This window comes from Leclercia sp. 29361, from assembly GCF_011290365.1.
Classification (GTDB): domain Bacteria; phylum Pseudomonadota; class Gammaproteobacteria; order Enterobacterales; family Enterobacteriaceae; genus Enterobacter; species Enterobacter tamurae.
In genome coordinates this window covers 1,556,077-1,582,094 of sequence record NZ_CP049786.1, presented here as the reverse complement: position 1 = coordinate 1,582,094, position 26,018 = coordinate 1,556,077, and the positions used below count along the sequence as shown (strand labels likewise).

Annotated in this window: 27 protein-coding genes and 1 pseudogene; 8 read left to right on the top strand and 20 right to left on the bottom strand. The window is 57.9% G+C overall.

The annotated features are described in order from the left end of the window. Window positions 1-6 precede the first annotated feature (6 nt). From gspK to gspC, 9 genes are read right to left on the bottom strand one after another with little or no spacing between them, the layout of a single operon-like run. Complete coding sequence (gspK, locus tag G7090_RS07480) at window positions 7-1,023, bottom strand: type II secretion system minor pseudopilin GspK (RefSeq protein ID WP_166181990.1); 1,017 nt, start codon at window positions 1,021-1,023, stop codon at window positions 7-9. Beyond that, on the bottom strand, window positions 1,020-1,697 hold the full coding sequence (gspJ, locus tag G7090_RS07475) for a type II secretion system minor pseudopilin GspJ (RefSeq protein WP_166181989.1): 678 nt from the start codon (window positions 1,695-1,697) through the stop codon (window positions 1,020-1,022). The genes gspK and gspJ overlap by 4 nt, the downstream gene beginning before the upstream one ends. Beyond that, window positions 1,694-2,068 (bottom strand): type II secretion system minor pseudopilin GspI, encoded by a 375-nt coding sequence (gspI, locus tag G7090_RS07470; RefSeq protein ID WP_166181988.1) that lies wholly within the window; start codon window positions 2,066-2,068, stop codon window positions 1,694-1,696. Before gspI ends, gspJ begins: the two co-directional genes overlap by 4 nt. Continuing rightward, entirely contained in the window at window positions 2,061-2,546 is a 486-nt protein-coding gene (gene gspH / locus G7090_RS07465; RefSeq protein WP_106992543.1) for a type II secretion system minor pseudopilin GspH, read from the bottom strand. Before gspH ends, gspI begins: the two co-directional genes overlap by 8 nt. Further along, window positions 2,546-2,989, bottom strand: a complete 444-nt coding sequence (gspG, locus tag G7090_RS07460; protein ID WP_304608145.1) for a type II secretion system major pseudopilin GspG — start codon at window positions 2,987-2,989, stop codon at window positions 2,546-2,548. The genes gspH and gspG overlap by 1 nt, the downstream gene beginning before the upstream one ends. Before the next feature lie 2 nt (window positions 2,990-2,991). Next, window positions 2,992-4,200, bottom strand: a complete 1,209-nt coding sequence (gene gspF, locus G7090_RS07455; protein ID WP_166181987.1) for a type II secretion system inner membrane protein GspF — start codon at window positions 4,198-4,200, stop codon at window positions 2,992-2,994. Continuing rightward, on the bottom strand, window positions 4,200-5,678 hold the full coding sequence (gene gspE, locus G7090_RS07450) for a type II secretion system ATPase GspE (protein WP_166181986.1): 1,479 nt from the start codon (window positions 5,676-5,678) through the stop codon (window positions 4,200-4,202). The genes gspF and gspE overlap by 1 nt, the downstream gene beginning before the upstream one ends. Before the next feature lie 14 nt (window positions 5,679-5,692). Next, entirely contained in the window at window positions 5,693-7,600 is a 1,908-nt protein-coding gene (gene gspD / locus G7090_RS07445; RefSeq protein ID WP_166181985.1) for a type II secretion system secretin GspD, read from the bottom strand. Window positions 7,601-7,613: 13 nt separating this feature from the next. Beyond that, window positions 7,614-8,342 (bottom strand): type II secretion system protein GspC, encoded by a 729-nt coding sequence (gene gspC, locus G7090_RS07440; protein ID WP_166185142.1) that lies wholly within the window; start codon window positions 8,340-8,342, stop codon window positions 7,614-7,616. Between the two features lie 298 nt (window positions 8,343-8,640). Here gspC and G7090_RS07435 point away from each other — a divergent pair, with 298 nt between their 5' ends. Beyond that, on the top strand, window positions 8,641-10,212 hold the full coding sequence (locus G7090_RS07435; RefSeq protein WP_166181984.1) for a peptidoglycan-binding protein: 1,572 nt from the start codon (window positions 8,641-8,643) through the stop codon (window positions 10,210-10,212). Continuing rightward, window positions 10,212-10,811, top strand: a complete 600-nt coding sequence (locus tag G7090_RS07430; protein ID WP_166181983.1) for a hypothetical protein — start codon at window positions 10,212-10,214, stop codon at window positions 10,809-10,811. Before G7090_RS07435 ends, G7090_RS07430 begins: the two co-directional genes overlap by 1 nt. Here the strand turns inward: G7090_RS07430 and G7090_RS23915 are convergent. From G7090_RS23915 to G7090_RS07415, 3 genes and pseudogenes are all read right to left on the bottom strand, one after another. After that, window positions 10,786-11,408: pseudogene (locus tag G7090_RS23915) on the bottom strand (helix-turn-helix domain-containing protein). The gene G7090_RS07430 and the pseudogene G7090_RS23915 overlap by 26 nt on opposite strands. Before the next feature lie 263 nt (window positions 11,409-11,671). After that, window positions 11,672-12,502, bottom strand: coding sequence for an N-acetylmuramoyl-L-alanine amidase (locus tag G7090_RS07420; RefSeq protein WP_166181982.1), 831 nt, complete (start codon window positions 12,500-12,502; stop codon window positions 11,672-11,674). Further along, window positions 12,499-12,822 carry a heavy metal-binding domain-containing protein gene (locus tag G7090_RS07415; protein WP_106992536.1) on the bottom strand — a complete coding sequence of 108 codons (324 nt, stop codon included), beginning with the start codon at window positions 12,820-12,822 and terminating at the stop codon, window positions 12,499-12,501. Before G7090_RS07415 ends, G7090_RS07420 begins: the two co-directional genes overlap by 4 nt. Before the next feature lie 116 nt (window positions 12,823-12,938). On the opposite strand from G7090_RS07415, the gene G7090_RS07410 reads away from it, so the two are divergent. From G7090_RS07410 to artJ, 6 genes are all read left to right on the top strand, one after another. Continuing rightward, window positions 12,939-13,457: a lipoprotein gene (locus G7090_RS07410; protein WP_166181981.1), complete on the top strand. Its 519-nt coding sequence runs from the start codon at window positions 12,939-12,941 to the stop codon at window positions 13,455-13,457. Between the two features lie 213 nt (window positions 13,458-13,670). Beyond that, window positions 13,671-14,399, top strand: a complete 729-nt coding sequence (artP, locus tag G7090_RS07405) for an arginine ABC transporter ATP-binding protein ArtP (RefSeq protein WP_166181980.1) — start codon at window positions 13,671-13,673, stop codon at window positions 14,397-14,399. Between the two features lie 19 nt (window positions 14,400-14,418). After that, window positions 14,419-15,150 carry an arginine ABC transporter substrate-binding protein ArtI gene (gene artI, locus G7090_RS07400; RefSeq protein ID WP_106992533.1) on the top strand — a complete coding sequence of 244 codons (732 nt, stop codon included), beginning with the start codon at window positions 14,419-14,421 and terminating at the stop codon, window positions 15,148-15,150. Between the two features lie 6 nt (window positions 15,151-15,156). Beyond that, window positions 15,157-15,873, top strand: a complete 717-nt coding sequence (artQ, locus tag G7090_RS07395) for an arginine ABC transporter permease ArtQ (RefSeq protein ID WP_166181979.1) — start codon at window positions 15,157-15,159, stop codon at window positions 15,871-15,873. Next, a complete protein-coding gene (gene artM / locus G7090_RS07390) occupies window positions 15,873-16,541 on the top strand; it encodes an arginine ABC transporter permease ArtM (protein WP_106992531.1) in 669 nt (222 codons plus the stop codon). Before artQ ends, artM begins: the two co-directional genes overlap by 1 nt. Window positions 16,542-16,715: 174 nt before the next feature. After that, a complete protein-coding gene (gene artJ / locus G7090_RS07385) occupies window positions 16,716-17,447 on the top strand; it encodes an arginine ABC transporter substrate-binding protein ArtJ (RefSeq protein ID WP_106992530.1) in 732 nt (243 codons plus the stop codon). A gap of 99 nt (window positions 17,448-17,546) precedes the next feature. Here the strand turns inward: artJ and G7090_RS07380 are convergent, their stop codons facing one another. The 8 genes from G7090_RS07380 to potF form a co-directional block, all read right to left on the bottom strand. Further along, window positions 17,547-19,001 (bottom strand): sensor histidine kinase KdpD, encoded by a 1,455-nt coding sequence (locus G7090_RS07380; protein ID WP_166181978.1) that lies wholly within the window; start codon window positions 18,999-19,001, stop codon window positions 17,547-17,549. Next, window positions 18,998-19,690: a response regulator transcription factor gene (locus G7090_RS07375; protein WP_166181977.1), complete on the bottom strand. Its 693-nt coding sequence runs from the start codon at window positions 19,688-19,690 to the stop codon at window positions 18,998-19,000. The genes G7090_RS07380 and G7090_RS07375 overlap by 4 nt, the downstream gene beginning before the upstream one ends. A gap of 168 nt (window positions 19,691-19,858) precedes the next feature. Then, on the bottom strand, window positions 19,859-20,986 hold the full coding sequence (rlmC, locus tag G7090_RS07370; RefSeq protein WP_166181976.1) for a 23S rRNA (uracil(747)-C(5))-methyltransferase RlmC: 1,128 nt from the start codon (window positions 20,984-20,986) through the stop codon (window positions 19,859-19,861). 40 nt (window positions 20,987-21,026) lie between these two features. Further along, a complete protein-coding gene (locus G7090_RS07365) occupies window positions 21,027-21,515 on the bottom strand; it encodes a YbjO family protein (protein ID WP_166181975.1) in 489 nt (162 codons plus the stop codon). A 59-nt stretch (window positions 21,516-21,574) separates the two neighbouring features. Further along, entirely contained in the window at window positions 21,575-22,420 is an 846-nt protein-coding gene (gene potI, locus G7090_RS07360) for a putrescine ABC transporter permease PotI (protein WP_106992525.1), read from the bottom strand. Next, entirely contained in the window at window positions 22,417-23,367 is a 951-nt protein-coding gene (gene potH / locus G7090_RS07355) for a putrescine ABC transporter permease PotH (protein WP_166181974.1), read from the bottom strand. The genes potI and potH overlap by 4 nt, the downstream gene beginning before the upstream one ends. A gap of 9 nt (window positions 23,368-23,376) precedes the next feature. Continuing rightward, entirely contained in the window at window positions 23,377-24,510 is a 1,134-nt protein-coding gene (potG, locus tag G7090_RS07350) for a putrescine ABC transporter ATP-binding subunit PotG (RefSeq protein ID WP_166181973.1), read from the bottom strand. A gap of 96 nt (window positions 24,511-24,606) precedes the next feature. After that, entirely contained in the window at window positions 24,607-25,719 is a 1,113-nt protein-coding gene (gene potF, locus G7090_RS07345; RefSeq protein WP_166181972.1) for a spermidine/putrescine ABC transporter substrate-binding protein PotF, read from the bottom strand. Window positions 25,720-26,018: the final 299 nt, after the last annotated feature.

Here is a 26,018-nt window from a genome sequence, read left to right as displayed (position 1 = left end):
CTTTTGTTATTCAATCATTCGGTAACGGCGCTGCCAGGTTCTGACCTGGCCCGCCTCGCGCTCTGCCCGCAGCTGGCTGACCACGCGCAGGGTTAACTCGTCGGTATTGCCGGTGTAGTTGACGCGGAAAAAGCGGCTGTTGACGTCGAGCAGATCGGCGGCCTGCTTCAGGTCGTCCTTCAGCTGCGGGGCGTTACGCTCCAGCTGCTCGCTGAACTCCTTGATGCTCTCCCAGCCCTCGTCCGGGCGAGAATCAATCACCCGCTTCGCCTCTTCTTCGGTCAGCTTGCCGGGGAACAGCGCCGCCAGCAGGCCCGCCTGCTGCGGCGTCAGGGTATTGACGTCCACCCGGCTGGCGGTGGTCGGCAGGGCGCAGAACAGCCTGCTCACCTTCGGCCACGCCGCCGCCGGAAAGGCGGGCAGCTGTTTAAGTTCGTTCAGGCTGAGCATCATCCGGTTGGCCGGCAGGCGCGCGGGCTGGAGCCCGGCCCAGGCGTCATCCTCCTGCCCCGCTCTGGCGGTGGTGGTGTCCTCATCGAGATAATCCACCAGCTGGAGGTAAATCTCTTCTGCCGTGAGGGTGCTGACCCCGCTGTCGGTGAGCAACTGCTCAACGATCTGCTGCTGACGCGGCTTTTCCGTTACCGCAGGCGCGGGGGTCTCGTCCTTCCCGGCGCTGGCTGGCACCGCCAGCAGGTTATTGACGTTAAAGCACTCCTGGGCGTCCTCCACCTGGCTTACCACCGTGTAGTACTCGCCCTGGGTTTCCAGCGGCTCATGCCACTCGCCTTTCAGGGTCAGGACGCTTTTCTCGCCGCTGATGGCGGCCAGCAGCCGCTCTTTAATCACCCCCTCCTGACGCTGCATCGCCCAGCGCAGCTGCTGCTGGCTCACCTGGTAGTGGGTTTTCTGCAAATTGCGGCAGAACTGCTGGCTGATTTTGGCCGCCAGGGCCGACATCATCACCAGCAGGATCAGCACCACCAGCAGGGCAACCCCCTGCTGTTTACGCACCCGGCTCATGGCTGTGCCTCCGGGGCGGGCGGGGTCTCTGGAGGGGCCGGCGCATCTGGCGGTGTCTCTGCCGGAGTATCCGTCGGTTTATCCGCCGTCGGTTCCGCCGGTTTTGCCGCTTCTGCCGGCAGCTCGCCCGGGGTGGTAAAGACCCAGCGCCAGCGGTCGCCACTCTCCATGGTTAACGTCAGCTCCACGCCGTCCGGCTGGGTGTCGCTGTCGCGCCACGCGTTTTGCCAACCCCCCAGCCAGAAGCGCCACTGCACGGCTTTCACCTCGTTAACGATCGGCACTTCGTCCGGTTTGCTGTTGGCCGGGCCGTCAAAGGTCGGCCAGACGTCACGCCACAGGCGGCCACCCTCCAGCCGCCAGCGCACGCGCTCCAGCTGCACCTGGCCGCTGACGCCGTTGAGGGTCGTCATCTCCAGAGCATTATTTTTCAGGCGAAATACGCCGGTCCCATTACGCGGTGCGCGCCCCTGGAGCTGAAAAAAATCCCGCTCCAGCAGGTTCCAGGCACGCTGGAGCTGGTTGAGCTTCGCTGCGCTGGCATCGGTGGCGGAGCTGGTGCGCATCGCGCCATCCAGAATCTGCCAGGCCAGGGTGCTGATCACCGCGAAGATGGTCAGCGCAATCATGATCTCCAGCAGGGTGAACCCTTGCTGACGCCGTGTCTGTTTCACTTTTCCTCTCCCGGCGGGATGATATCCAGGGTGATGACCGGCTGGCTGTCGTCGCCTTCGGCCCAGACGCGGATCTCATCCACCCGCCCGTGGTCGGCGGATTTCACCCGCTGCTTGCGCCAGGTCCAGCTGCGCCCGCCCTGGGTTTCCGTGCCCTCTTCCTCGCTATCGGGGAAGTCGCTCTGCATCAGCTGCGCTTCCGCGAGCTGGTTTTCCGCTACCCAGCTGGCCTGTAGGGTATCCGCCAGCTCGTAGGTAAAGCGCACGTTGAGGGATACCGAGTTCATCAGCGCCAGCGCGGCGGTGGAGAAGATCACCAGCGCGACCATCACCTCCAGCAGCGTCATGCCCTGTTGTTTCGCCTTAGCCATCGTTTTCTACCGTTACCGGGGCTGCACCCTGGGAGATCACGCGGAAGCGGTGCTGTTTATCGTCACTTTGCAGGGACAGGGTGAAACGGCTGATTTCGCCATCCGGCAAAAAAAGGATCTGCGGTTCGGCATCCAGGGTCGCCGCCAGCCGCTGGGGGGACAGCGAAACGTGCATCGCCTCCGGGAAATCGCCGCGGGTCGTAATTCGCCCGGCGGTTAAAGGCACCCAGCCCCGTTTGCCGTTTTTCTCTTCGAAGGTCACCAGCTGATAACGATCGGTAGCGATCGTCAGGCCAATAATATTGCCGTCCATCACCGCGCGATCGGATCCATATTCCACAAGGGCTTTTAACTGCTGGCCAAATATATCCGCGCCGCTGCGGGATGGAATCGTCGAGACCACCATCATCGCGCAGCTGGCAAATATCACCAGCGCGAGAATAATTTCCAGCAGGGTAAAGCCGCGTTGCTTACTCATTATTTTTTCGCGAGCGACCAGTTAGTAATATCGTCGGCGGTATTGGCTTCGCCATCCGGGCCGGCAGAGAAGACATCGATCGCGCCATGTTCACCCGGGCTAACCAGCAGATAGTCGTTGCCCCACGGGTCCTGTGGCAGGCGGCGGATATAGCCGTCGGCGCGATAGCCGTTCGGAATAGGTGCGATTTCCGGTTTGGTGACCAGCGCCTGCAGGCCCTGCTCGGTGGTCGGGTAGCGGTGGTTATCGAGCTTATACATATCCAGCGAGCCTTCGAGCGCGACAATATCGCTGGTAGCTTTCTGGCTATCGGCTTTCTCTTTATTGCCCATTAAATTCGGCACCACCATGCTGGCCAGTACCCCGAGAATAACAATCACCACCATTAATTCGAGCAAAGTGAAGCCCGCCTGACGGGTCAGGTTTTTACGTTTCATCGCCATGATTAACCTACCATATTATTAAGTTGCAGAAGCGGCTGTAATATTGACAGCACAATAAACAGAACAATGGTTGCCATCGACACCACCAGCGCCGGTTCAAATACCGACAGCGTTAAGGTGATGCGATGTTGCAATGCTGATTCCTGGTTTTCCGCCGCGCGGTCCATCAAATTGCCTAATTCACCGCTCTCTTCACCGGAGGCGATCATATACAGCATGGTGGGCGGGAATAATTTCGCCTGATCCAGGGCGTTATATAAAGAGGCACCCTGGCGCACGGTATCGGCCGCCTGCTCCAGCACCTGCCGGGCATAGAGATTTTCGATCCCGTCCATGGCGATATACATCCCCTCCAGCAGCGGCACGCTACTGGCCTGCAAAATACTCAGGGTGCGGATATAGCGGGCGCTGTTGATGGCGCAGACCAGCTTTTTAATCGGCGATCGGTTCACCAGCCAGCTGTGCCACAGAAAACGGTTTTTGCTGTTTCGCAGCCAGGTTTTAAATCCGATAACGCCCCCGGCGAGGCTGCCGGCGATATAAATGCCGTAAGCCTGCAGAAAATCGCTCACCGCAATCAGGGTGCGGGTGGTGATCGGCAGCTGCTGCTTCATGTGGGTGAACTGCTCGATCACCTGCGGGACCACCGCCACCAGCAAAATACTGATCACCGCAATCGCCACCACCGTCAGGGTGATCGGGTAGACCATCGCCTGGGTGAGCTTGCTTTTCATCTTCTGGCGTTGCTCGTTGTACTCCGCCAGTTTTTCCAGCACGTCGCCGAGGTGACCGGTTTTCTCCCCGGCCATCACCAGGGTGCAGTAGAGCTTGTCGAAGGTACGCGGAAACTGGCTAAAAGCGTCGAACAGCGTATGCCCTTCCACCACCTTTTCGCGGATCTCCACCACCATCGCCGCCAGCTTTTTGTCTTCCGTCTGTTTCGAGATCGCCTTCAGGGCGCTCTCCAGCGGCAGCGCGGCGTTGACCAGGGTCGACAGCTGACGGGTAAACATCGACAGCACTGGCGTCGAGAGCTTCGCCCCGGTTGCCGCTTTACCGGCAGCCGCCTTCTCGCGGGTTTCGGTGATGCTGACCGGCATCAGCTTTTGCTCCCGCAGCATCTGGCGCACCTGCTTTTGCCCCTCGGCCTGCAGCGATCCGCGCCGGGTTTTGCCCGCCGCGTCGGTCGCCGTCCATGCGTAGAAGGCCATTACTCATCCCCTCCCCGCTCGGCGGTGACGCGCATCACCTCTTCCAGCGAGGTAATGCCGCTGATGACTTTCAGCAGGCCGTTCTCGCGCAGGCTGTAGGCCTGTCTGAAGAGCTGGGTTTCGATGGACATTTCGTCTTTGTCTTCATGGATGGCGCGACGCATGGTGCTGTCCACCACCAGGAATTCGTGGATGCCCGCTCGTCCCTGATAGCCGCTCTGGCGGCAGTGTTCACAGCCCACCGCGCGATAGATCGCCTTCGGCGGGGTCGCCATAAAGCTGAACAGCACCTGTTCATTGTCGTCCAGCGGACTGGTGGTCCGGCAGTGGGTACACAGCCGTCGCACCAGACGCTGGGCAATGACACCGAGCAACGATGATCCGATTAAAAAGGACTCCAGTCCCATATCGCGCAGACGGGTAATGGCCCCGGCGGCGCTGTTGGTGTGCAGCGTGGACATCACCAGGTGACCGGTGAGTGACGCCTGGACCGCGATTTGCGCGGTTTCGCCGTCACGGATCTCACCGATCATTACCACATCCGGGTCCTGGCGCAGAATGGCGCGCAGGCCGCGGGCAAAGGTCATGTCCACGCGGGGGTTAACCTGGGTCTGCCCCACCCCTTCCAGCTCATATTCAATCGGATCTTCGACGGTTAGAATGTTGCGTTCATGGCCGTTCAGCGCCGACAGAATGGCGTACAGGGTGGTACTTTTCCCGGAGCCGGTCGGGCCGGTGACGAGGATAATGCCGTGGGGGCGGTCAATCAGCCCTTTTAGTTTTTCCAGCTCCTCATCAATCAGGCCGAGCTTGTTGATATCCGGCTTGAGATTGCTTTTATCCAGCAGACGCATCACCACCCGCTCGCCATACTGCGACGGAATGGTGGAGACACGCACGTCGATGGCCTTGCGGCCAATGCGCAGGGAGATACGCCCATCCTGCGGGAGGCGTTTCTCGGCGATGTCGAGTTTTGACATCACCTTGATGCGCGACACCAGCAGCGGCGCGAGCTTGCGCGCCGGTTGCAGCACCGGGCGCAGCACGCCGTCGACGCGAAAACGGATGCTCAGGGTGCGCTCGAAGGTTTCGATATGAATATCCGAGGCCCCTTCTTTTACCGCTTCACCGAGAATGGCGTTGATCAGGCGGATCACCGGCGAGTTTTCGTCGTTATCCAGCAGATCCTCGTTGTCGGGGATCTCCTCGGTTAACGCCATCAGGTCGATGTCGGCGTCCATATCGTCCACCAGCTGCTGGGAGACGCCGCTGTTCTGCTGCCAGATCTTGGCCAGCATCTCGTCAAAGGCCTCGGCCGTCAGGATCGTCGGGGTGAAGGATCGTCCCAGCACCCGGCGCATCTCCAGCAGGGCAAACGCCGGGGCGTCATCCCGCACCCAGACCCGATCCTGATAAAAGAGGACCCCGTGGGTTTTGGCGTAGTTGCTGGTGCATAACTCTTGACTCAGTCCGTCCATGTTGCGCCTCGTCCTTACTCTTTAAACGGGTTGCGACTGGCCGGCGTGGCGCTGGCCGCAGTCGGGTAAGCGGGCAGCACGGCGCTGCCTTCAGGGGCAATGATGCCGAGCTTTTTCTCCTCCAGACGCTGCTGCTGACGGGCGCGGATCTGGTCATATTTCTCTTTCGACGAGGCGCTGTAGGTATCGTCATCACGCAGGACGGTGGTATGGATAAAGACCATCAGGTTACGTTTCGAGGTGTCCTGGGAGGTGTAGCGGAACAGCTGCCCTACCAGCGGCAGGTCGCCCAACAGTGGCACCTTCGAGACGTTCTGCTTAGTGTTGTTCTCCATCAATCCGCCAAGCACCACGGTCTGCCCGCTGTGGACCATCACTTCGTTGTTGATGGTGCGGGTGTTGAAGGTCGGGCCGAGGCTCGCATCTTCGGTGGCGCTGGCGTCAACGCTGGAGACTTCCTGCTCAATCTTGAGGTGAATAATGTCGCCGTCGTTAATCTGCGGCACAATTTTCAGCTTGGTCCCGACGGTTTTACGCTCCACCGAGTTAAAGACGTTATCGCCGCTGGTAGTCTGCGACCCGGCCAGCACCGGCACATCCTGACCGACGTTAAAGGAGGCCTCTTTGTTATCGAGGGTAACGACGCTCGGGGTCGAGAGAATGTCGTTTTTACCGTCGGTGGAGAGGGCGGTCATCAGGGCGCCAAAGTCGCCGTTAAAGAAGCCGGTCGCCAGACCGGTAAAGCTGGCCACTTTCTGGGTGCCATTCTTAATCTGGCTGATGGGCATGCCGGTCGAGCCAAACTGCACCCCGCCGTGTTTGCTGCTCCATTGCACGCCGAGGTCAAGACCGCTCCCGTCCTGCACTTCAGCAATGATCGCTTCCACCAGCACCTGTGGGCGGCGGATATCCAGCTTGTCGATCACCTTTTCCAGCGAATTCATCACATTCGGCTGGGCGGTGATCACCAGTGAGTTGGTGGCTTCGTCTGCGGTGATGTTCAGATCGCTGCTGGCAGACGCGGTTTTGCTTTTCGCCGTACCCGCCTTGTCTTTCAGCTGCTCGCCAATGCCGGTCAGGACAGGCACCACTTTGCTGGCGTTGGCGTATTTCAGGTAGAAGACGCGGGTGTTGCCTTCGTTGTTCTGCTCGCGATCCAGCTGGCCCACCAGTGTCCGGGTACGGGCCCGGGATTCTTCCGGGCCGCTGATGATCAGGCTGTTGGTTTCGTCGTCGGCCACCACTTTGGTCGCCAGCTGCGGCGCGTTCTGCCCTTTCTGCTCTTCGTTGTTGAGGTTGTTCAGCATCTCAGAGAGTTCTTTGGCTGAGGCGTAGCGCAGCGGGACGATCTCCCGGCGCTGCACCCCGGAGCGATCGACGCGCTCCACCAGATCCACCAGCCGGTTGACCACCGAGGCGCGCCCGGTCAGCAACAGCACGTTGGAGGGTTCAAAATGGACCACGTTGCCGATACCCGAGGCATCGTTGAGCTGACGCAGCAGCGGAGCCAGCTCGCGCACCGGCACGTTCTCCATGCGCACCACGCGAGTGATGATCTCATCGCCCTTGCCCGGATTTTTGCTGTCGGCCACCGGCACCCCGGCAGTACGCGCCACGCTGGAGCGCACCACTTTGACCATGCCGTTATCCATCGGGATCACCGACAGGCCGTAGACATCCAGCACGCTGAGGAAGAACTGATAGTATTCGTCTTCGGTCAGCACGTTATAGGTTCGGACAGAAACGGTGCCCTGTACGGACGGATCGACCAGAATCGTCTTATTCAGGTTGCGGCTTACCGTATCGATAAATTCGCGAATATCGGTATTTTTAAAGCTGGCGCTAAAATTGGCCGCCAGCAATGAACTGGAATAGAGCGAGGCGGCGGTCAATACCAGACACGCCCAGGGAATTTTCTTCATGGCTTTGCACTTGTTAATTGTTTAAAACATTAACCCGAATATTTTCAAGGTGAGCGTGACGTCTGACGACAACTTCCGCTTCTCTCATTTTCGACCAGCTGGCGATAATATTTTTCGCCTGTTCTTCTTTCGTCATATCGACGGCGTTCACTTTCACAACCACATCGCCTTTTTGCAGTCCGCTATGACTGAAAAAGGCGGACGCGTTCTTCGGCTTAATTTGATAGCCTTCAAGCGCCCCGTTATCGAACCACGGCTTCAGCACGAAATAGTCGTTGAGATGTAAATTATCAGACCCCGCATCAGCTACCGGCCGGGGGGTTGGTTGATTACTGGTATCGCCTTTAAAATAGTCGGGGCGTTTAATGGCCAACGTCTGGGCGGAGCCCTGGTAGTTGATCACCACGTTGTCGGGGTTGATCTCCTCAACCCAGGCATCGCTGTAGCCCGTCAGACTCTCGCCTTCGCGGTAGCTCTGCTGGCCGGAGGGGGTTTTGATGACCGCAAACGATAGCCAGGCTTCGTCACTGTTGATAATCCCTTCCACCTCGGCACCAAGGGGTGTTTTCACCGTGCGCTGGGGGGCGTCCTGATAAACGGCTGGCTGGAACAGGGCAAAATCCTGCGCCTGCACCGGCTTGCTCATCGCCGGATCGGGATCCGATACCTTGTCACTGACTTTTTTATACTCTTTGAAGACCACATATCCCTGTTGTCCGCTAAATATCAGCAGAATAAACATCACACAGGGCATTATCAGTCCATATAAGCGCTGCATTTTCATTATTTAGCGGGCCTTTTAATGCAGAATTACGCAGCCTGATGCTGCACCAGATTTGCGCTCATACTAATAAGGTATTCCGTATCGCTCTATCGGCTTTGCCATTAACTTTAATGCAGAAAAATATTGACCCTCACCAGGGGGGATGTTAGGCCTGATATTCAGGTTATTTTTCTCCAGCCCGGAAATTGACCCTCCTTGCGCCATCCCGTACTTTCGGCAGCGAATATCTGTTTCTGTCATCCCAGGGTGTGTCGTTATGTATCTGAGCCATTTTAAATTCACCGGTCAGCCTTTCAGCAAGGTGACGCGATCTGCGGGCGACTTCTTCGTGCCTTACCATCAGGATGTATTCGGTATGCTGAAGGACAAATCGCGGACGCCGGGGATCATGGGGCTGTTTTCCGACGACGAAACCCTGCTCAGCCAGTTCAGCAGTGAGCTGCTGGCGCAGAGGGCCGGCGTGGCGATCAATGCCTTTCCGAAGCTGAGCGCCAGCGCCCTGCTCTATAAGCTCAACCCCAAGAACACCGATGCCAAAAACAGACTTCATGCCATTGATGCAGTGCTGCGCCAATGGCATGAGGCATTCCCGCGCTGTCGCACCCAGGGCCTGGTGCTGAGTATTTCGGCGATCCAGGCGATGCGCGACAACAGTTGGGAGGTTCTGGGCATGCTGCTGACGCGGGCGCAGGAGTGTGATTTGCCGCTGACCATCCTGCTGACCGGCACGCCGGATCAGCAGGCGCGTCTGCTGGCCGATACCGGCCTCGGCGCCCGGATGCATACGCGCCATACGCTGCGCGCCCTCACCGGCCGCGAGTCTCTTCACTATATTCAGGAACAGATTGCCCACCACGGCGCGGATACCTCGCCGTTTACCCCGGCCCGCATTCGTCGGATGCAGGCTCTGACTAAAGGTTCCGTCAGCCAGCTAAACGCGCTGGCGCACCTGGCGTTGCTGGCCGCATGGACTGAACGTGCCGGGCTGGTGGGGACACGCCATTTGCGTCTTGCGGCGGAGGAAGTGTTACCGGTCAAACGCAGCAACAGGCGGCTCACAGTGGGGCTGTTCGCCTGCGTGGTGTTTGCGGCCTGCGGCTGGCATTTCTCTGGGGCTATCACCGGGGCGCTGCCGTTCAAACCGCCGGTGCCAGCACGCTGGATCACTAAGGTGAGTAAACCTCAGGCCCCGGTGCAGCCGGCGATCGACCGCGAGGTGGTGAATCAGCCGGATGCCATGCATCAGCTGTACACCATGTGGGGGTACGATGCGTCCGCCGAGGAGGCCCTGTGCCAGAATGCTGGCCGGGTGAACCTGCAGTGTAAACAGGGCAGCGCCCCGCTGGGAACGCTGGAGCAGGAGGGGTATCCGTGGATCGGCGAGCTGAAAACCGGGGATCACCTGAATTATGCGGTAGTGGCGCGGGTCGGGAAAGATTCTCTCGATCTGCTGATGAATAACCGCACCTGGCAGGTGAGCCGGACCTGGTTCATCCAACATGCCACCGGCAACTATACCCTGCTACACCGTCTGACGCCGTCAGGCAAAGAGGCGATCACCGCCGCCAGCGACAGCCAGGACGTGAACTGGATCGATGCTCAGTTGAGCCAGGCCCTGAATGCGCCCGAAACGCATACTCACGTCTGGACGCACACGCTGGAGGCACGAACGAAGGAATTCCAGCAAAACATGCACCTGCACGTTGATGGCCTGCCGGGGGAAGATACCCTGATGCAGCTGATGCGCGTCAACCATACCACACCCGCTATTCTGACCTCGCTCAGCGACAACGCTGCCGCCACGCCGGTTCAGGGGAAAAAGTCATAATGTCCACGATATCTCTTGCTGCCCAGCGCAGCTATACCACTGGCGAGGCGGTGTGGTTCTCTTACCGCCTGCCGTCGATGAAGCACGTGCTGGGAGGCGTTCTGGCGACGATCCTCTGTCTGTGCGCGATGGTTATCGCCGGGCTGTACGCCCACCTTTACCATGACCTGCGTCATCCGGCGCCCGCCCCGAAACCGGCGGCCGTCGCCACACCTGACACGCAGGTGTCGGATATGCACTATGTCTATGTATCGAAACCCTTCCCTCAGCCGAAACCAAAACCGGTGCCGATGACGCCGCTACCCGCGCCGGAAGAGAGCCCGATTATGGACAGTGAGGCCGACTGGCAACAGGCTCCGGACGGAATACCCCAGGATCAGGCCCTGCCCGATACCCATGAAGAGGTTCAGACCCCCTCATTACAGGAAAGGTTTATGCAGGCCGTTAAAGAGCAGCAATTAGATTATTCTCAAGGGAAAATTCCGCCACAGCCGGACGATGAGATTCTGGATACAGGACAGGAGATAAAAAAATCTCCTCCGGTGGAATCGAAGGAGATCGGGCGGGTAAATTTCAGTAACGTTCCGGCAGACTATTGATGGTAATCAATTTGCCTTTCTCGACCACAATATAGTGACCTTTTTTGAGGTCAGAGAGAATTTTAATAATGGTGCTGCGCGCCAGGTTTGTGTATTCCTGAATATAGTCATAAACGTTCACATCGCGTTTATGTAAAACGATCAAATCGTTAATTTCGAGGAGGAATTCACGCACTACGGAATACGCGCTACGGGCAACCAGAATATCGTCACGTTTAGTGAGGATACCGATATACCAGACCAGAACCTGAGTCAGCTGAGCCCAGAGGTTATTTTCACGGATGATACGTTCGAAGTCGGATTTTTGATGGTGCGGATCACGGTGGTGGTGCGGGCAATGCCGTACATGTGGGCAGCATTGTTGTAAACGGACGCGACGCCTAAAATGCCCTGAGTACGCATGGTAAACATGCTTAACTCATCGGATATCCGGCGGATTTCCACTTCGCCACTGACCACGATATGAATGTAATTCGTGTCAGCGGTAATGATTTTCTGCCATTTCTTTAACGTTTTTTCCGGACAATCAGCGGTTGCAGCAATAATCGCGTCTATCGCCTGTTGCGGACGACTATTAATACCGTAGATACTTAACATTATTATGCCTGTTTTCAATTTTTTATATATAACGGGGTGCGGCAACATAAATGTCGCAGCAATAAAAAGGGATCAGGTTCAGATAAAAAGAAGATGTACTTTCTGTTGAGAGTAACTCTCATATTATTTTTATTTGCTAAATTGCTTAGCAAGCTATGTGTACATATTAAATGCGGGTAATTTTAAGTCAATTAACTAAAAATGAATTGCGGATGTACTTAAGATTAATCTTAAGAAAAGGTGATAAAATTACCCACAAAGGGTTATTTTTGCCCGTATTTTTCCAGCAATGCTTCGGCAATGGCCATTGTTTCTTTATCAGAAACACCATTCCATAATTGCGGACGGAAATGCATCTGAAATGCCATGATGACTCTTTTCTGCTGCGCAGGAGATATATTCTCCGGCACCTCATACCCATACCGGGATAACAGAGCGAGCAATACCGACGTTTCCACCGGCTGATAGGGTGGCTGCCCGTTGAGGTAGAACGCCACCCGGGCCGGATCCGGCCAGGCACCGATCCCCTGCTGGGCCAGCGCCTGCCACGGGAACAGCGGCCCCGGGTCGTCTTTGCGCTGGGGGGCAATATCCGCGTGGGCCACCACATTTTGCGGTTTGATGTCGTAGCGCTGGATAATGTCCTTCGCCAGCGGGATCAGGGCCGCTATTTGCGACGGTTCAAACGGGAAGAAGCGTTTTTGGCCATCGATTTTTTGCCAGCCGCGGTTTTCCAGCTCGATCCCAATAGAGGTGTCATTAATCCGGGTTGCGCCGCGCCAGAAGCTGACCCCGGCATGCCAGGCCAGATCGCGCTCCGGCACCAGCTGCCAGATCCGCGGCCTGCCGTTGTGCCGGGGCGGGATCGCCGGGATCAAATAGTGGGAGCTAACGTTTTTATCGGTGAGGGTAGCGAGGGAGCTGTCAAAGTCGTCTGCGGTGTAGTGGATCACCAGCACCTTGACGCGCGGATAGGCCGCCTGCGCCTGACGCCGGGTATCCAGCTCATAGGCGCCTTTGTCCACGACGCCTTTCTCTGTCGCACAGCCTGCCAGCAACAATGCCAGCAGGACGGGCACAATGGCACACTTCATCGGCGCGTTTTCACCGCCGTACCGCTGACGCTGACCATCAGCATGCTGGCGTCTTTCCCGACGGTTTCGTAGTCGATATCGATACCCACCACGGCATCGGCACCGAGGGCCTTCGCCTGCTCGCCCATCTCTTTGAAGGCGATCTCACGGGCTTTACGCAGCTCTTTTTCATAGGCCCCGGAACGGCCACCGACGATATCGCGAATCCCGGCAAAAAAGTCGCGGAAGACATTGGCCCCGAGAATAGCTTCACCAGTCACTACGCCACAGTATTCGCTTATCGGCTGCCCTTCCAGAGTTGGGGTGGTGGAAAATTGCATGTTCGTCTCCTTATTGCGCGTTGAGTGCCTAACCGATTAAGAACAAAACCATTATCCGATCGTTACGCTATCATTTAAAGGTTAGTTAATTATTGCAGCCTAATAAGGAAATCAACATGCGCTATTCTGCTTTGACGCTTTTAGTGCCTTGCGCGCTGCTGCTCAGCGCCTGCACCACCCCGGTCACCCCGGCCTTCAAGGATATTGGTACCCGCAGCGGCAGCTGCATCGCCGGCGGTCCGGATGCCGTGGCCCAGCAGTTCTATGACTACCGCATTTCGCACCGCAGCAGTGACCTCACCGCACTGCGCCCGTACCTGAGCGATAACCTGGCCCAGCTGCTGAGCGATGCCAGCCGCGATCCGCAGCATCAAAATCTGCTGAAAGTCGATCCGTTCTCCAGTCGCACCACCCCGCCGCAGACGGCCGTCGTCTCCAGCGCCTCGACCATCCCCAATACCGATGCGCGCAACATTCCGCTGCGGGTGAAACTGACCCAGGGCAGCGAAAGCTGGCAGGATGAAGTGCTGATGATCCGCGAGGGAGAGTGCTGGGCGATTGATGACGTGCGCTACCTCGGCGGCAGCGTCCATGCCCCGGCGGGCACCCTGCGCCAGTCTATTGAGAACCGTTAAGCAGATAAAACCCCGCAAAATGTCTGGCATTTCGTGAGGAATGCCGACATTTATTCTCGTCGCCATCTCCGCTCGCTACTTTGTGCTATGTTTAGGGATAGATTCGGTTTATATTTAACTTTTAACGCAGTTATATTGCATAACTATTCTGTCAACGGTACTATTTGCGGCCTCAATTGCTATAGATTGCCTGGATGAGTAAAGACTGCCCCGATGAGTATTCAACTAAACGGCATTAACTGCTTCTACGGCGCACACCAGGCGCTGTTCGACATCACACTGAATTGTCCTGAGGGCGAAACGCTGGTGCTGTTAGGCCCAAGCGGCGCGGGCAAAAGCTCGCTGCTTCGCGTCCTCAATCTGCTTGAAATGCCGCGCTCCGGTACGCTGGATATCGCCGGTAATCACTTTAATTTTGCCAAAGCGCCGTCTGAAAAAGCGATCCGCGATCTGCGTCAGAACGTCGGGATGGTCTTCCAGCAATACAATCTCTGGCCGCACCTCACCGTGCAGCAGAACCTGATCGAGGCCCCGTGCCGCGTGCTGGGTCTCTCTAAAGAGCAGGCGCTGGCCCGTGCCGAGAAGCTGCTGGAACGTCTGCGCCTGAAGCCCTACAGCGATCGCTATCCGCTGCACCTCTCCGGCGGTCAGCAGCAGCGTGTGGCCATCGCCCGCGCCCTGATGATGGAGCCTGCCGTGCTGCTGTTTGATGAGCCGACCGCCGCGCTGGACCCGGAAATCACCGCCCAGATCGTCAGTATCATTCGCGAGCTGGCGGACACAAAGATTACTCAGGTGATCGTGACCCACGAAGTGGAAGTGGCGCGTAAAACCGCCAGTCGTGTGGTCTATATGGAAAACGGTCATATCGTTGAGCAAGGGGATGCGGGCTGCTTTGCCCAGCCGCAAACCGACGCGTTCAGAAATTATCTGTCTCACTAATCGAATCGAGAGAACGACAATGAAAAAAATAGTGATTGCCGCCCTGCTTGCAAGCGTTAGCCTTTCTGCCACCGCTGCCGAGACCATTCGTTTCGCCACCGAAGCCTCTTACCCTCCGTTTGAGTCTATCGATGCTAACAACAAGATCGTCGGCTTCGATGTGGATCTGGCTAACGCCCTGTGTAAAGAGATCGACGCCACCTGTACCTTCTCGAATCAGTCTTTCGACAGCCTGATCCCGAGCCTGAAATTCCGTCGTATCGACGCGGTCATGGCCGGAATGGACATCACCCCTGAGCGTGAAAAGCAGGTTCTGTTCAGCACCCCGTACTACGAGAACTCTGCCCTGTTCATCGGTCAGAAGGGTAAATACGCGTCGATTGATGCGCTGAAAGGCAAGAAAGTGGGCGTGCAGAACGGCACCACCCACCAGAAATTCATCATGGATAAACACCCGGAAATCACTACCGTGCCATACGACAGCTACCAGAACGCCCGTCTGGATCTGCAGAACGGCCGTATCGATGCCGTCTTTGGTGACAACGCGGTGGTCACCGAATGGCTCAAAGCCAACGACAAGCTGGCTGCGGTTGGCGATAAAGTGACGGATAAAGATTACTTCGGCACCGGTCTGGGTATTGCCGTGCGCCAGGGTAACACCGCGCTGCAGCAGAAATTCAACACCGCGCTGGAAAAAGTGAAGAAAGATGGCACGTACGATTCCATCTACAAAAAATGGTTCCAGAAGTAAGAACTGATGAACGAAATTTTTCCATTAGCAAGCGCCGCCGGGATGACCGTCGGCCTTGCCGTTTGTGCGCTGATCATCGGCCTGGTGCTGGCGATGATCTTTGCCGTGTGGGAGTCGGCTAAGTGGCGACCTGTCGCCTGGACCGGCTCTGCACTGGTGACCCTTCTTCGCGGCCTGCCGGAAATTCTGGTGGTGCTGTTTATCTATTTCGGCTCGTCACAGCTGCTGCTGATGCTGTCGGACGGCTTTACGCTCAACCTGGGCGTGGTGCAGATCCCGATTCAGATGCAGATCGAAAACTTCGACGTCAGCCCGTTCCTGTGCGGCGTAATCGCCCTCTCCCTGCTCTACGCCGCCTATGCCTCGCAGACCTTGCGCGGCGCGCTGAAAGCGGTGCCGGTGGGCCAGTGGGAGTCCGGTCAGGCGCTGGGGCTGTCGAAAACGGCGATCTTCTTCCGTCTGGTGATGCCGCAGATGTGGCGTCACGCTCTGCCGGGGCTCGGCAACCAGTGGCTGGTGCTGCTAAAAGATACCGCCCTGGTGAGCTTAATCAGCGTGAACGACCTGATGCTGCAGACCAAAAGCATTGCCACCCGTACTCAGGAGCCTTTTACCTGGTACATCGTGGCGGCGGCTATCTACCTGGTGATCACGTTGCTCAGTCAGTACATCCTCAAGCGTATTGACCTGCGTGCGACGCGTTTTGAACGGAGACCAGGCTGATGCTGGATTACTTACCCGAACTGATGAAAGGGCTGCACACCAGCCTGACGCTGACCGTCGCCTCGATTATCGTGGCGCTGGTGCTGGCGTTGATTTTCACCATCATCCTGACGCTGAAAACGCCGGTGCTGGTGTGGATTGTGCGCGCCTACATCACCCTGTTTACCGGTACCCCGCTGCTGGTGCAGATCTTCCTGATTTACTACGGCCCGGGCCAGTTCCCGACGCTGCAGGAGTATCCGGTGCTGTGGCATCTGCTCTCCGAGCCGTGGCTGTGCGCCCTGCTGGCCCTGTCGCTGAACAGCGCCGCCTACACCACGCAGCTGTTCTACGGTGCCATTCGCGCCATCCCGGACGGGCAGTGGCAGTCCTGCGGTGCGCTGGGGATGAGCAAGAAGGACACGCTGGCGATCCTGCTGCCGTACGCTTTCAAGCGCGCCCTCTCCTCGTACTCCAACGAAGTGGTGCTGGTGTTCAAGAGTACCTCCCTGGCCTACACCATCACCCTGATGGAGGTGATGGGCCACGGACAGCTGCTGTACGGACGTACCTACGATGTGATGGTGTTCGGTGCCGCCGGGGTGATCTACCTGGTGGTCAACGGTCTGCTGACGCTGCTGATGCGTCTGGTTGAGCGTAGAGCGCTGGCGTTCGAGCGTCGTAACTAAAACTGCATACAATGTGATTAATTAAGGCGGGCAAGTCTAACAACAGCCCGCCTTTTTTTATGACATAAATAATAGTTAATCATTTTTATTGCATATAAATTCATTAAATGGCATTGTAACTCCCAGCCGCAGACACGGCACATAATGACAAGATTGACAGACGGGAGCTTCACAATGAAAAAGTTAGTTCTGGCCGCTTTACTGGCAACCTTCGCCGCCGGCGCCTCTGCCGCCGATAAAATCAGCTTCGGCGTTTCTGCGACCTATCCGCCATTCGAATCGCTGGATGCCAGCAACCAGATCGTCGGGTTTGATATCGACCTGGCGAAAGCGCTATGTACCCAGATGCAGGCCGAGTGCACCTTTACTAACCACGCCTTTGACAGCCTGATCCCGGCTCTGAAATTCAAAAAATATGACGCGGTGATTTCGGGCATGGACATCACCCCGGATCGTAGCAAGCAGGTAGCCTTTACCGACCCGTACTACGCCAACTCTGCGGTAGTGATTGCGAAGAAAGGGGCTTACAAATCCTTTGATGAGCTGAAAGGCAAGCGCATCGGCATGGAAAACGGCACCACGCACCAGAAATACCTCCAGGATAAGCACCCGGAAGTGAAAACCGTGGCCTATGACAGCTATCAGAATGCGATTATCGACCTGAAAAATGGCCGTATCGATGGCGTGTTTGGCGACACGGCGGTAGTGAACGAGTGGCTGAAAACCAACCCGCAGCTGGGCACCGCTACCGATAAAGTGACCGATCCGCAGTACTTCGGCACCGGTCTGGGTATCGCAGTGCGTCCGGATAACAAAGCGCTGGTGGAGAAACTGAACGGCGCCCTGAAAGCGATTAAAGCGGACGGCACGTACCAGAAAATCAGCGACCAGTGGTTCCCGCAGTAAGATTGTTGTGCCTGTTTTGCCGGGTGGCGGCTTCGCCTTACCCGGCCTACGGGCCCAGGTTTTTGTAGGCCGGGTAAGCGCTAGCGCCACCCGGCGTTTTTATAACGGCACATAAAAACGAAATATTGCGCCCTCACCCGCTTCCATCAGCCTGATCCCTCCCCCATGCAGCTCCAGCATTCGTTTCACAATCAACAATCCCAGCCCGCCGCGATTATCCCGCGCCGCCTGCTGACTCAGCGCCGATGGGCGCATAAACAGCTGATCGCGCAGATGCTCATCGACACCCGGCCCGCTGTCATTCACCTCCACCTGTACCTGCTCATCCTCCAGCCATACTTTGAGGCCGATCTCGCCCCCCGGCGGGGTATGACGAATAGCGTTATCCAGCAGGTTGGTCACCACCCGCTCGATCATCGACAGATCGGCGTTGATCATCGGCAGCTGGCGCGGCACGTCGATATGCAGCCGGAGCTGACGGGTCTCCACCGCGAGGTCAAACTTTTGCGCCACGTCGGAGATCAGCTCCCCGATAGCAAAGCGTTCCCGCTGCGGCTTGATGCTGCCGTGCTCGAGGCGTGCCAGCTCAAACAGCTCCTGGGACAGATGACGCACTTTGTGCCCCTGCCGCAGGGCGATAGAGAGATAGTGCTGCGTCTCCTGCGGCGAGAGGGTGCCGGCTTTCAGCGACAGGGTCTCCAGATACCCCAGCAGAGAGGTCAGCGGGGTACGCAGATCGTGGGAGATATTGGCGATAAACTCCCGGCGCTGCCGGTCGCTGTCCGCCAGTTGATCCCACTGGCTGGCAATCTGCTGCGCCAGTTCGATAAAGGTGTTGCGCAGCAGGGCCACCTCGTCAGACGGGGCGACCTGCTGAGGCTGGGCGGCCAGTTGCTTGATGACGTGCATACTTTCCCGATCGAGGCCGCTCACCTCGTCGGTTAACTGCTTCACCGGCCGGGTGACCCAGTACCAGACCAGGCCCCCCGCCAGCGCACCGAAAATGGCCACCAGCAGCAGCGACCAGACCACCGTGCTCCACAGCGTTTTCTGCCACGCCCGCTCCGCCAGCGCGTTCAGCTCCTCGCCCTGCAAAATGATATAGAGGTAGCCGCGCAGCACGCCGTCCTGATGCAGCGGCACGGCGCTAAAGACCTTCTCTCCCGTCAGGGTGCGGGGATCGTCCCCGTAAACCGGCATCATCCCGCCGGTAAGAAACTGCTGCACCGGCGCAACAGTGAGCTTCTGCCGCTTGATATGCCCCGGCGGCGCGGCATCAGCGAGGATCTCCCCGTCCGGGGAGAGGATGTAGAGTTCCACGCTGGGGTTATAGGTCATCAGCCTGTCGAACAGCGGCTTGAGCCGGGTGCGATCCACCTGCCCGTTGGCGTCCAGCAGGGTTTCGCGCTGGGCGATGTGCTGCGCCAGCCCGCCGGAGAGGCGCTGCACCATGGCGTTGCCGTACTGCATGCTGGTCCAGAGCTGCACCGCGCAGGCCACCGCCGCACAGCCCGTCAGCAACAGAATAAACAGCAGGGTCAGACGGCGCGTCATTCCGCCTCCCTGGCAAAGCGGTAGCCTTTGCCCCAGACGGTGCGGATCACCTCTGGCTCGGCGGCGTCTTTTTCAATTTTTACCCGCAGGCGGTTGATGTGGGTGTTGACGGTGTGTTCGTAGCCTTCGTGCTGATACCCCCACACCTGTTCCAGCAGCGCCAGACGGGAGAAGACCTCCCCGGGATGACGGGCGAAAAAGTAGAGTAAATCGAACTCACGCGGCGTCAGGTCGATGGGCTCGCCGTGCAGCAGAACGCTGCGGGCCAGCGGGTCGATGGTCAGGCCGTGGGCGGTGATCAGCCCGGACGTCTGCTGACCCATCGCCTGCTGACGGCGGAACAGCGCCCGGATCCGCGCCACCAGTTCCTGCACCGAGAAGGGTTTGGCGAGGTAGTCATCGGCCCCGGTTTCGAGGCCCAGAATGCGTTCAGTTTCGCTGCTGCGGGCGCTGATAATAATCACCGGCAGGTAGTGGTCGCGCTGGCGGATCGCCCGGCAGAGGGTCAGCCCGTCAACGTTGGGCAGCATCAGGTCGAGGATCACCGCATCCCAGTGGGTTTGTCCGAGCAGGTGCAGCGCCCTGCCCCCGTCCGCCTCGTGGGTAATTACGTAACCTTCGTCTTCTAAATTGAGGCGCAGTAACGCGGCGATATCGCCGTCGTCCTCCACCAGCAGGATCTGCTTCATCGGTCAGCCTTATTGAATCTTAACAGGTAAAGCTTACCCGATTTCCGCGGCGGGAAACGTTCACATTTTGTTTAACATTGTGCGCGCTGATCCCCTCACCCTGACCCTCTCCCCATAGGGGAGAGGGAATAAACCGTAGGCCCGCGCAAGCGCAGCGCCGCCGGGCAATCAGGACTTAACTAACAGGGTCAGCACTTCATAGTGCGCAGTATGCGGGAACATATCGAACAGCTGCACGCGCGCGATGCGATAGCCGGGCAGTTCGCGGAGATCTTTCGCCATCGTCTGCGCATTGCAGCTGGAGTAGATAATAAACGGCGGGGCCATCTGGCTGAGGTAGTCGCACAGCGCCTTGCCGATGCCGCGGCGCGGGGGATTGACCAGCACCAGATCCGGGACGTTGCCCTGACCGGTGGCGAACTGGGTGGAATCGAGCGCCTGGAAGTGCAAATTCGTCAGCCCCAGCTCGCTGGCCGACTGGGTGGCGCAGGCGATCGCCTCGGCGGAGATCTCAATCCCGGTCAGCTTCATCTCCGGAGTCGCACAGTGCAGGCCAAAGCCGCCGACGCCGCAAAACAGATCCCACATATGGTTCACCGGCAGCTGGCGCACCCAGTCGCGGGCGGTGGAATACAGCTGGCTGGCGACGGTCGGGTTAGTCTGGAAGAAGCTTTTCGGGCGGATCCACAGCGGTACGTCGTTAAACCGTTCCGCCAGCGCCTGGGCATCGGTGAGGAAAATCTCCTCGTCGCCTTCCATGATCGCCATATGCACCGGCTGAAGATTCACGGTGATCACCTTCAGCTGCGGTAATTGTTCCTGCAACCACGGCAGCGCAGCGCGCAGCTGGGGCAGCTTAGCGCCGGAGCGCAACACGAAGCGCAGCATCATCCCGCCATCCCGCTGGCTTTCGGTGAGCAGAATGTACTTCAGCTCGCCGCGCTTGCGTTCCACGTTGTAGGGCGTGAGGCCCGCGCGGGCAATAAAAGGTTTGAGGGCGGCAAAGACCGGGGCAAACGAGGCTGGATAGAGCGGACAGTCGGTCAGATCGACAGGCATGCCGTCCCGGTGCAGCATGCCGAGCAGCGGTTTTTCGACGCTGCCGCTGACCACCATTTTGGCTTTATTGCGAAAGGCCTGTTCCGGCCCGCTGACCGGCGCGCACCACTCCGCCACCGGCAGGTCAGACAGCAAGGTCTGCAGGTCGGCCATTTTGGCGGAAAGTTGAGAAGAGACCGGCTGCTCTATCCACTGACAGGAGCGGCAGCGACCGGCGTCATAGAGTGCGCACTGCATAACGAAACCTTAATACGTCTGGGGGCAGCGATTATACACGTTATTGCAATCGGAAAAACCGTCGGCTGGCCGCGGGGACAAACAGCAGGCCGAGCACCAGCATGTCAGGCAGCTTTTGCATCACCAGGGTGTGGAAGATCTCGCGTTTCGACTCGCCGGGAATGCTGAACAGCTCCGGATAACCGTAGCCCAGCGACGCGGCCCACAGATAACCGGTGGCGACAACCTGGGTGAGGAGGTAGATGAGCCGGGCCCAGTTGCGCCCTTTTACCAGCGAAAAGGCGCAGTAAATTTCAATAAACACCAGCATCAGGCTGGCGAAGAAGACCAGCGTCAGGTTCCATGTCTGGACGCTGCGGTGAATGAACTCCTCCATGCCGCGCATGCCCAGGGTATTGAAAATCATAAATACATCGAGGCAGCGGATCATAATAATGGCGAGCGCCGCCACCTGCACCAAAGCAGGAACATTCAGACGGGCATGTGACTGACTTGTTTTAGTGAAAAATCCCAACGTGATGTCTTCCATGAAACGATGCCGCGTTAACGCGGCATCTCAATTACGCTTCTTTGCAGATTTTAGGAGCTTCAGCCACGTCTTGCACGCTGGATATCGCGCTGGCGTTGTTTTTCAGACCGCGCCATCAGATACCAGGCAATCAACCCGATGATGCCGACCACGCCGAGAATCAGCGTCGCCAGGGCGTTAATCTCCGGATTGACCCCCATGCGCACGCTGGAGAAGACCAGCATCGGCAGCGTGGTCGCCCCCGGGCCGGAGACAAAGCTGGCGATCACCAGGTCGTCCAGCGACAGGGTAAAGGCCAGCAGCCAGCCGGAGACCACCGCCGGCATGATCATCGGCAGAGTGATGATAAAAAACACCTTCAGCGGGGTGGCGCCCAGATCCATCGCCGCCTCTTCAATGGAGTGATCCAGCTCGCGCAGGCGCGAGGAGATCACTACTGCCACATAGGCAGTACAGAAGGTGACGTGGGCCAGCCAGATGGTCAACATGCCGCGATCCGACGGCCAGCCGATGGCGTGCCCCATGGCGACAAACAGCAGCAGCAGCGACAGGCCGGTAATGACGTCGGGCATCACCAGCGGGGCGGTGATCATAAAGGCAAAGCCATTGGCACCGCGGAAACGACCAAAGCGCACCATCACCACCGCGGCGATGGTGCCGAGGATCACTGCCATCGTCGCCGCACAGGCGGCAATGGTCAGGCTTAACCCCACGGCGCTGATCATCGCCTCGTCACGGAACAGCTCGCCGTACCAGCGCGTGGACCAGCCCGCCCACACCGTCACCAGCTTGGAGCTGTTGAAGGAGTAGATCACCAGCATCAGCATTGGGGCATACAGGAAGGTAAACCCGAGCACCAGGATCAGGATCCGCCACGGCGAGCGTACTACCGGTAAGTTGTTCATGCGTGATCTCCCATCTGTTTCTGCTGGTACTTGTGGAACCACATGATCGGCACGATCAGCAGGAGCAGCATCACGATCGCCACCGCCGAAGCCACCGGCCAGTCGCGGTTGTTAAAGAACTCCTGCCACAGCACGCGGCCAATCATGATGCTGTCCGGGCCGCCGAGCAGTTCCGGGATCACGAACTCCCCCACCGCCGGGATAAATACCAGCATCGACCCGGCGATAATCCCGCCTTTGGTCAGGGGCACAATCACCGTGAAGAAGGTTTTCAGCGGACGGGCACCGAGATCCAGCGCTGCTTCCACCAGCGAGTAGTCGATGCGCGTCAGGGCGGTGTAGATCGGCAGCACCATAAACGGCAGGTAGGCGTATACGATGCCGATATAGACCGCCAGATTGGTGTGCAGAATGGTCAGGGGCTGATCGATAACCCCCAGCCACAGCAAAAAGTTGTTCAGCACGCCGTTGTTTTTCAGGATCCCCATCCAGGCATAGACGCGGATCAGGAACGAGGTCCAGGAGGGTAAAATCACCAGCAGCAGCAGGATATTGCGCGTCGAGGGCTTACTGTGCGCCACCGCCCAGGCCAGCGGATAGGCCAGCAGCAGACAGCAGATCGTCGAGATGCCCGCCACCTGCAGCGACTGCAGATAGGCCTCAAAATAGAGTGGGTCCTCGGTCAGCTGCAGGAAGTTGCCCAGGTTGAGCATGATCGACAGCTGGCTCTCCCCCCACTCCACCAGATCGCTGTAGGGTGGGATGGCGCGCGCCATCTCCGACAGGCTGATTTTAAACACAATCAGGAACGGCAGGAGGAACAGCAGGATCAGCCACACGTAAGGCAGGGCGATCACCAGCTTGCGCCCGTGGGCCATCTGCATGCGGGTCAGCCAGCTGGTATCAATGCCCGCCGCTACGCGGGTCGCAGGTTCAGGTTTGCTCATCGCCGTTCCTTATACTGTCAGTACAACGCAGCTGTCCGCTTCCCAGCACAACTGCACTTCGTCACCCCAGGTTGGTAGCCCTTTGCGGTAGCGGTAAGTGTTCTGCAGCTGGGCGCTGATCATCTGCCCGCTCTTCAGCCGGACGTGATAGATGGAGAGATCGCCGAGATAGGCGATGTGCACCACCTCTCCGATGGCAAAGTTATAGCCATCGGCAGGCGGTACGTCGCAGAGGGTGATTTTTTCCGGGCGCAGCGCCACGTACACCGGGACGTTGTCCACCACCGAGTTGTCGGCAGCGACCTTCAGGGGGTGGATCAGCCCCGGCGAGTCGATGACCAGGCCATCCTCTTCACGCGTTTTCAGCAGCCCTTCAAACACGTTCATGGAGCCGATAAATTCGGCGCTGTAGCGGGTGGTCGGGTGCTCGTAGATCTCTTCCGGCTCGCCAATCTGCACGAATTTACCGCGGTTCATGATCGCGATGCGCCCGGCCATAGTCATCGCCTCTTCCTGGTCATGGGTCACCATCACGCAGGTGGCGCCGACGCGCTCGAGAATATCCACCACTTCCAGCTGCATGCGGTCGCGCAGTTTTTTATCCAGTGCCCCCATGGGTTCATCCAGCAGCAGCAGTTTTGGCCGTTTCGCCAGACTGCGGGCCAGGGCCACGCGCTGACGCTGGCCGCCCGAGAGCTGGTGCGGCTTACGCTTCGCAAACTCCTGCATGTGCACCAGGCTCAGCATTTCGGCCACGCGGGCGGTGATGTCGGCCTTTGGCAGTTTGTCCTGCTTCAGGCCAAAGGCGATGTTCTGTTCCACGGTCATGTGCGGGAACAGCGCGTAAGACTGGAACATCATATTGATCGGACGCTGATACGGCGGCACCTGAGAGAGGTCGACGCCGTCGAGCATAATCTGCCCGGTGCTGGGTTGTTCAAACCCGGCCAGCATGCGCAGCAACGTCGATTTCCCGCAGCCAGATGCGCCCAGCAGGGCAAAAATTTCGCCTTTGTAGATAGTCAGGCTGACATCATCCACGGCATTCTGACCATCAAAGGATTTGGTCAGGTTACGGATTTCCAGCAGCGGGGTCAGCGCTTTACGGGTTTTCGCCTGCGGGCGGGGGATCGCGTCGTTCACGGGGTGCTCTCCGGCATCAATCAAACTGGTGCAGGCGCACCAGAACGGTGCGCCTGTTGCCGGGGGCGCTACGCTTGCCCGGCCTACGAGGAGCGGTTATTTACCGCTTTTCACTTTGGTCCACGCACGGGTACGAACGCGGTCGATTTTCGGTTCCTGAACGCTCAGGGTGAACATCTTGGCGCGCACGTCGGCTGGGGGGTAGATGCCCGGGTTATCACGCACTTCGGCGCTGACCAGCTTTGTGGCCTCTTTGTTACCGTTGGCATAGAAGACGTGGTCAGAGATATGAGCAATAACGTCCGGACGCAGCAGGTAGTTCAGGAACTGATAGGCTTCGTCTTTGTTTTTCGCATCAGCAGGCATCGCGAAGACGTCAAAGAAGGCCATCGCCCCCTCTTTCGGGATTGAATAAGCGATATTCACGCCATTTTTCGCTTCTTTAGCGCGGTTCGCCGCCTGCAGCACATCCCCTGCCCAGCCGATGGCTACGCAGGTATCGCCGTTCGCCAGGTCGTTAATGTACTGGGACGAGTGGAAGTAACGGATATTGGGACGCAGCTTCAGCAGCAGATCGGTTGCCGGGCCGGTATAGTCATCCGCTTTGGTGCTGTTCGGATCTTTGCCGAGGTAGTTCAGGACGGTGGCAAATACCTCTTCCGGGGCATCGAGGAAGGACACGCCACAGCTTTTCAGCTTCTCGAGGTTCTCAGGTTTGAGCACCAGATCCCAGCTGTTCACCGGCGCATCTTCACCAAGCGCTTTTTTAACTTTTTCAACGTTATAGCCGATGCCGGTGGTGGCCCACATGTACGGCATGGCGTACTTGTTGTCCGGATCGTGTTTGGCGATAAGCTTCAGCAGCTCGGGGTCGAGGTTTTTCCAGTCCGGCAGTTTGCTTTTATCCAGCGGTTGGAACACGCCGGCAGAGAGCTGACGCTCAAGGAAGCTGGCTGACGGTACCACCAGGTCGAAGCCGGTGCTGCCCGCCATCAGTTTGCCTTCCAGCACTTCGTTGGAATCGAAGACGTCATAAACGACTTTAATCCCGGTCTCTTTTTCAAAATTGGCGACGGTATCCGGCGCAATATAATCAGACCAGTTATAGATATGCAGCGTTTTTTGTTCCGCAGCAAGCGTGCCGGCAGAGACAGCCATCAGAGCACCTGCAACCAGACCCGATAACCATTTTTTATGTAAAGCGATCATAGCGTTAATCCTTCTGAAAGCGCGTTAACAAACGCGCTAAAAATGAACACTCTTAGCCTATGCAAGAAACGTGCATAATTTATCACTCTGCCTGCAGCAGAAGATGTTACTCAGGTGGCGGTATCTGCTCGCATTTAACAGCATCGCAAGAATAAACTGTAGCTTGTCTCCGTAGCTATAGCTCAGATTAAAAAACGCCTTTTAACAATTTTTTATGCAGGAAGTGTCTATGTGATAAGCCGAATTGGCGGGATGGCGGTGAATAATTCTTTAAAGAAAGGTTAAAGCCAGCACAAACG

What these genes read in the sequence shown, in the direction of transcription:
- gspK (WP_166181990.1), bottom strand. Translation starts at nt 1,023, where the DNA reads ATGAGCCGGGTGCGTAAACAGCAGGGGGTTGCCCTGCTGGTGGTGCTG.
- gspI (WP_166181988.1), bottom strand. Translation starts at nt 2,068, where the DNA reads ATGGCTAAGGCGAAACAACAGGGCATGACGCTGCTGGAGGTGATGGTC.
- gspH (WP_106992543.1), bottom strand. Translation starts at nt 2,546, where the DNA reads ATGAGTAAGCAACGCGGCTTTACCCTGCTGGAAATTATTCTCGCGCTG.
- gspG (WP_304608145.1), bottom strand. Translation starts at nt 2,989, where the DNA reads ATGGCGATGAAACGTAAAAACCTGACCCGTCAGGCGGGCTTCACTTTG.
- gspF (WP_166181987.1), bottom strand. Translation starts at nt 4,200, where the DNA reads ATGGCCTTCTACGCATGGACGGCGACCGACGCGGCGGGCAAAACCCGG.
- gspE (WP_166181986.1), bottom strand. Translation starts at nt 5,678, where the DNA reads ATGGACGGACTGAGTCAAGAGTTATGCACCAGCAACTACGCCAAAACC.
- gspD (WP_166181985.1), bottom strand. Translation starts at nt 7,600, where the DNA reads ATGAAGAAAATTCCCTGGGCGTGTCTGGTATTGACCGCCGCCTCGCTC.
- gspC (WP_166185142.1), bottom strand. Translation starts at nt 8,342, where the DNA reads ATGTTTATTCTGCTGATATTTAGCGGACAACAGGGATATGTGGTCTTC.
- G7090_RS07435 (WP_166181984.1), top strand. Translation starts at nt 8,641, where the DNA reads ATGTATCTGAGCCATTTTAAATTCACCGGTCAGCCTTTCAGCAAGGTG.
- G7090_RS07430 (WP_166181983.1), top strand. Translation starts at nt 10,212, where the DNA reads ATGTCCACGATATCTCTTGCTGCCCAGCGCAGCTATACCACTGGCGAG.
- G7090_RS07420 (WP_166181982.1), bottom strand. Translation starts at nt 12,502, where the DNA reads ATGAAGTGTGCCATTGTGCCCGTCCTGCTGGCATTGTTGCTGGCAGGC.
- G7090_RS07415 (WP_106992536.1), bottom strand. Translation starts at nt 12,822, where the DNA reads ATGCAATTTTCCACCACCCCAACTCTGGAAGGGCAGCCGATAAGCGAA.
- G7090_RS07410 (WP_166181981.1), top strand. Translation starts at nt 12,939, where the DNA reads ATGCGCTATTCTGCTTTGACGCTTTTAGTGCCTTGCGCGCTGCTGCTC.
- artP (WP_166181980.1), top strand. Translation starts at nt 13,671, where the DNA reads ATGAGTATTCAACTAAACGGCATTAACTGCTTCTACGGCGCACACCAG.
- artI (WP_106992533.1), top strand. Translation starts at nt 14,419, where the DNA reads ATGAAAAAAATAGTGATTGCCGCCCTGCTTGCAAGCGTTAGCCTTTCT.
- artQ (WP_166181979.1), top strand. Translation starts at nt 15,157, where the DNA reads ATGAACGAAATTTTTCCATTAGCAAGCGCCGCCGGGATGACCGTCGGC.
- artM (WP_106992531.1), top strand. Translation starts at nt 15,873, where the DNA reads ATGCTGGATTACTTACCCGAACTGATGAAAGGGCTGCACACCAGCCTG.
- artJ (WP_106992530.1), top strand. Translation starts at nt 16,716, where the DNA reads ATGAAAAAGTTAGTTCTGGCCGCTTTACTGGCAACCTTCGCCGCCGGC.
- G7090_RS07380 (WP_166181978.1), bottom strand. Translation starts at nt 19,001, where the DNA reads ATGACGCGCCGTCTGACCCTGCTGTTTATTCTGTTGCTGACGGGCTGT.
- G7090_RS07375 (WP_166181977.1), bottom strand. Translation starts at nt 19,690, where the DNA reads ATGAAGCAGATCCTGCTGGTGGAGGACGACGGCGATATCGCCGCGTTA.
- rlmC (WP_166181976.1), bottom strand. Translation starts at nt 20,986, where the DNA reads ATGCAGTGCGCACTCTATGACGCCGGTCGCTGCCGCTCCTGTCAGTGG.
- G7090_RS07365 (WP_166181975.1), bottom strand. Translation starts at nt 21,515, where the DNA reads ATGGAAGACATCACGTTGGGATTTTTCACTAAAACAAGTCAGTCACAT.
- potI (WP_106992525.1), bottom strand. Translation starts at nt 22,420, where the DNA reads ATGAACAACTTACCGGTAGTACGCTCGCCGTGGCGGATCCTGATCCTG.
- potH (WP_166181974.1), bottom strand. Translation starts at nt 23,367, where the DNA reads ATGAGCAAACCTGAACCTGCGACCCGCGTAGCGGCGGGCATTGATACC.
- potF (WP_166181972.1), bottom strand. Translation starts at nt 25,719, where the DNA reads ATGATCGCTTTACATAAAAAATGGTTATCGGGTCTGGTTGCAGGTGCT.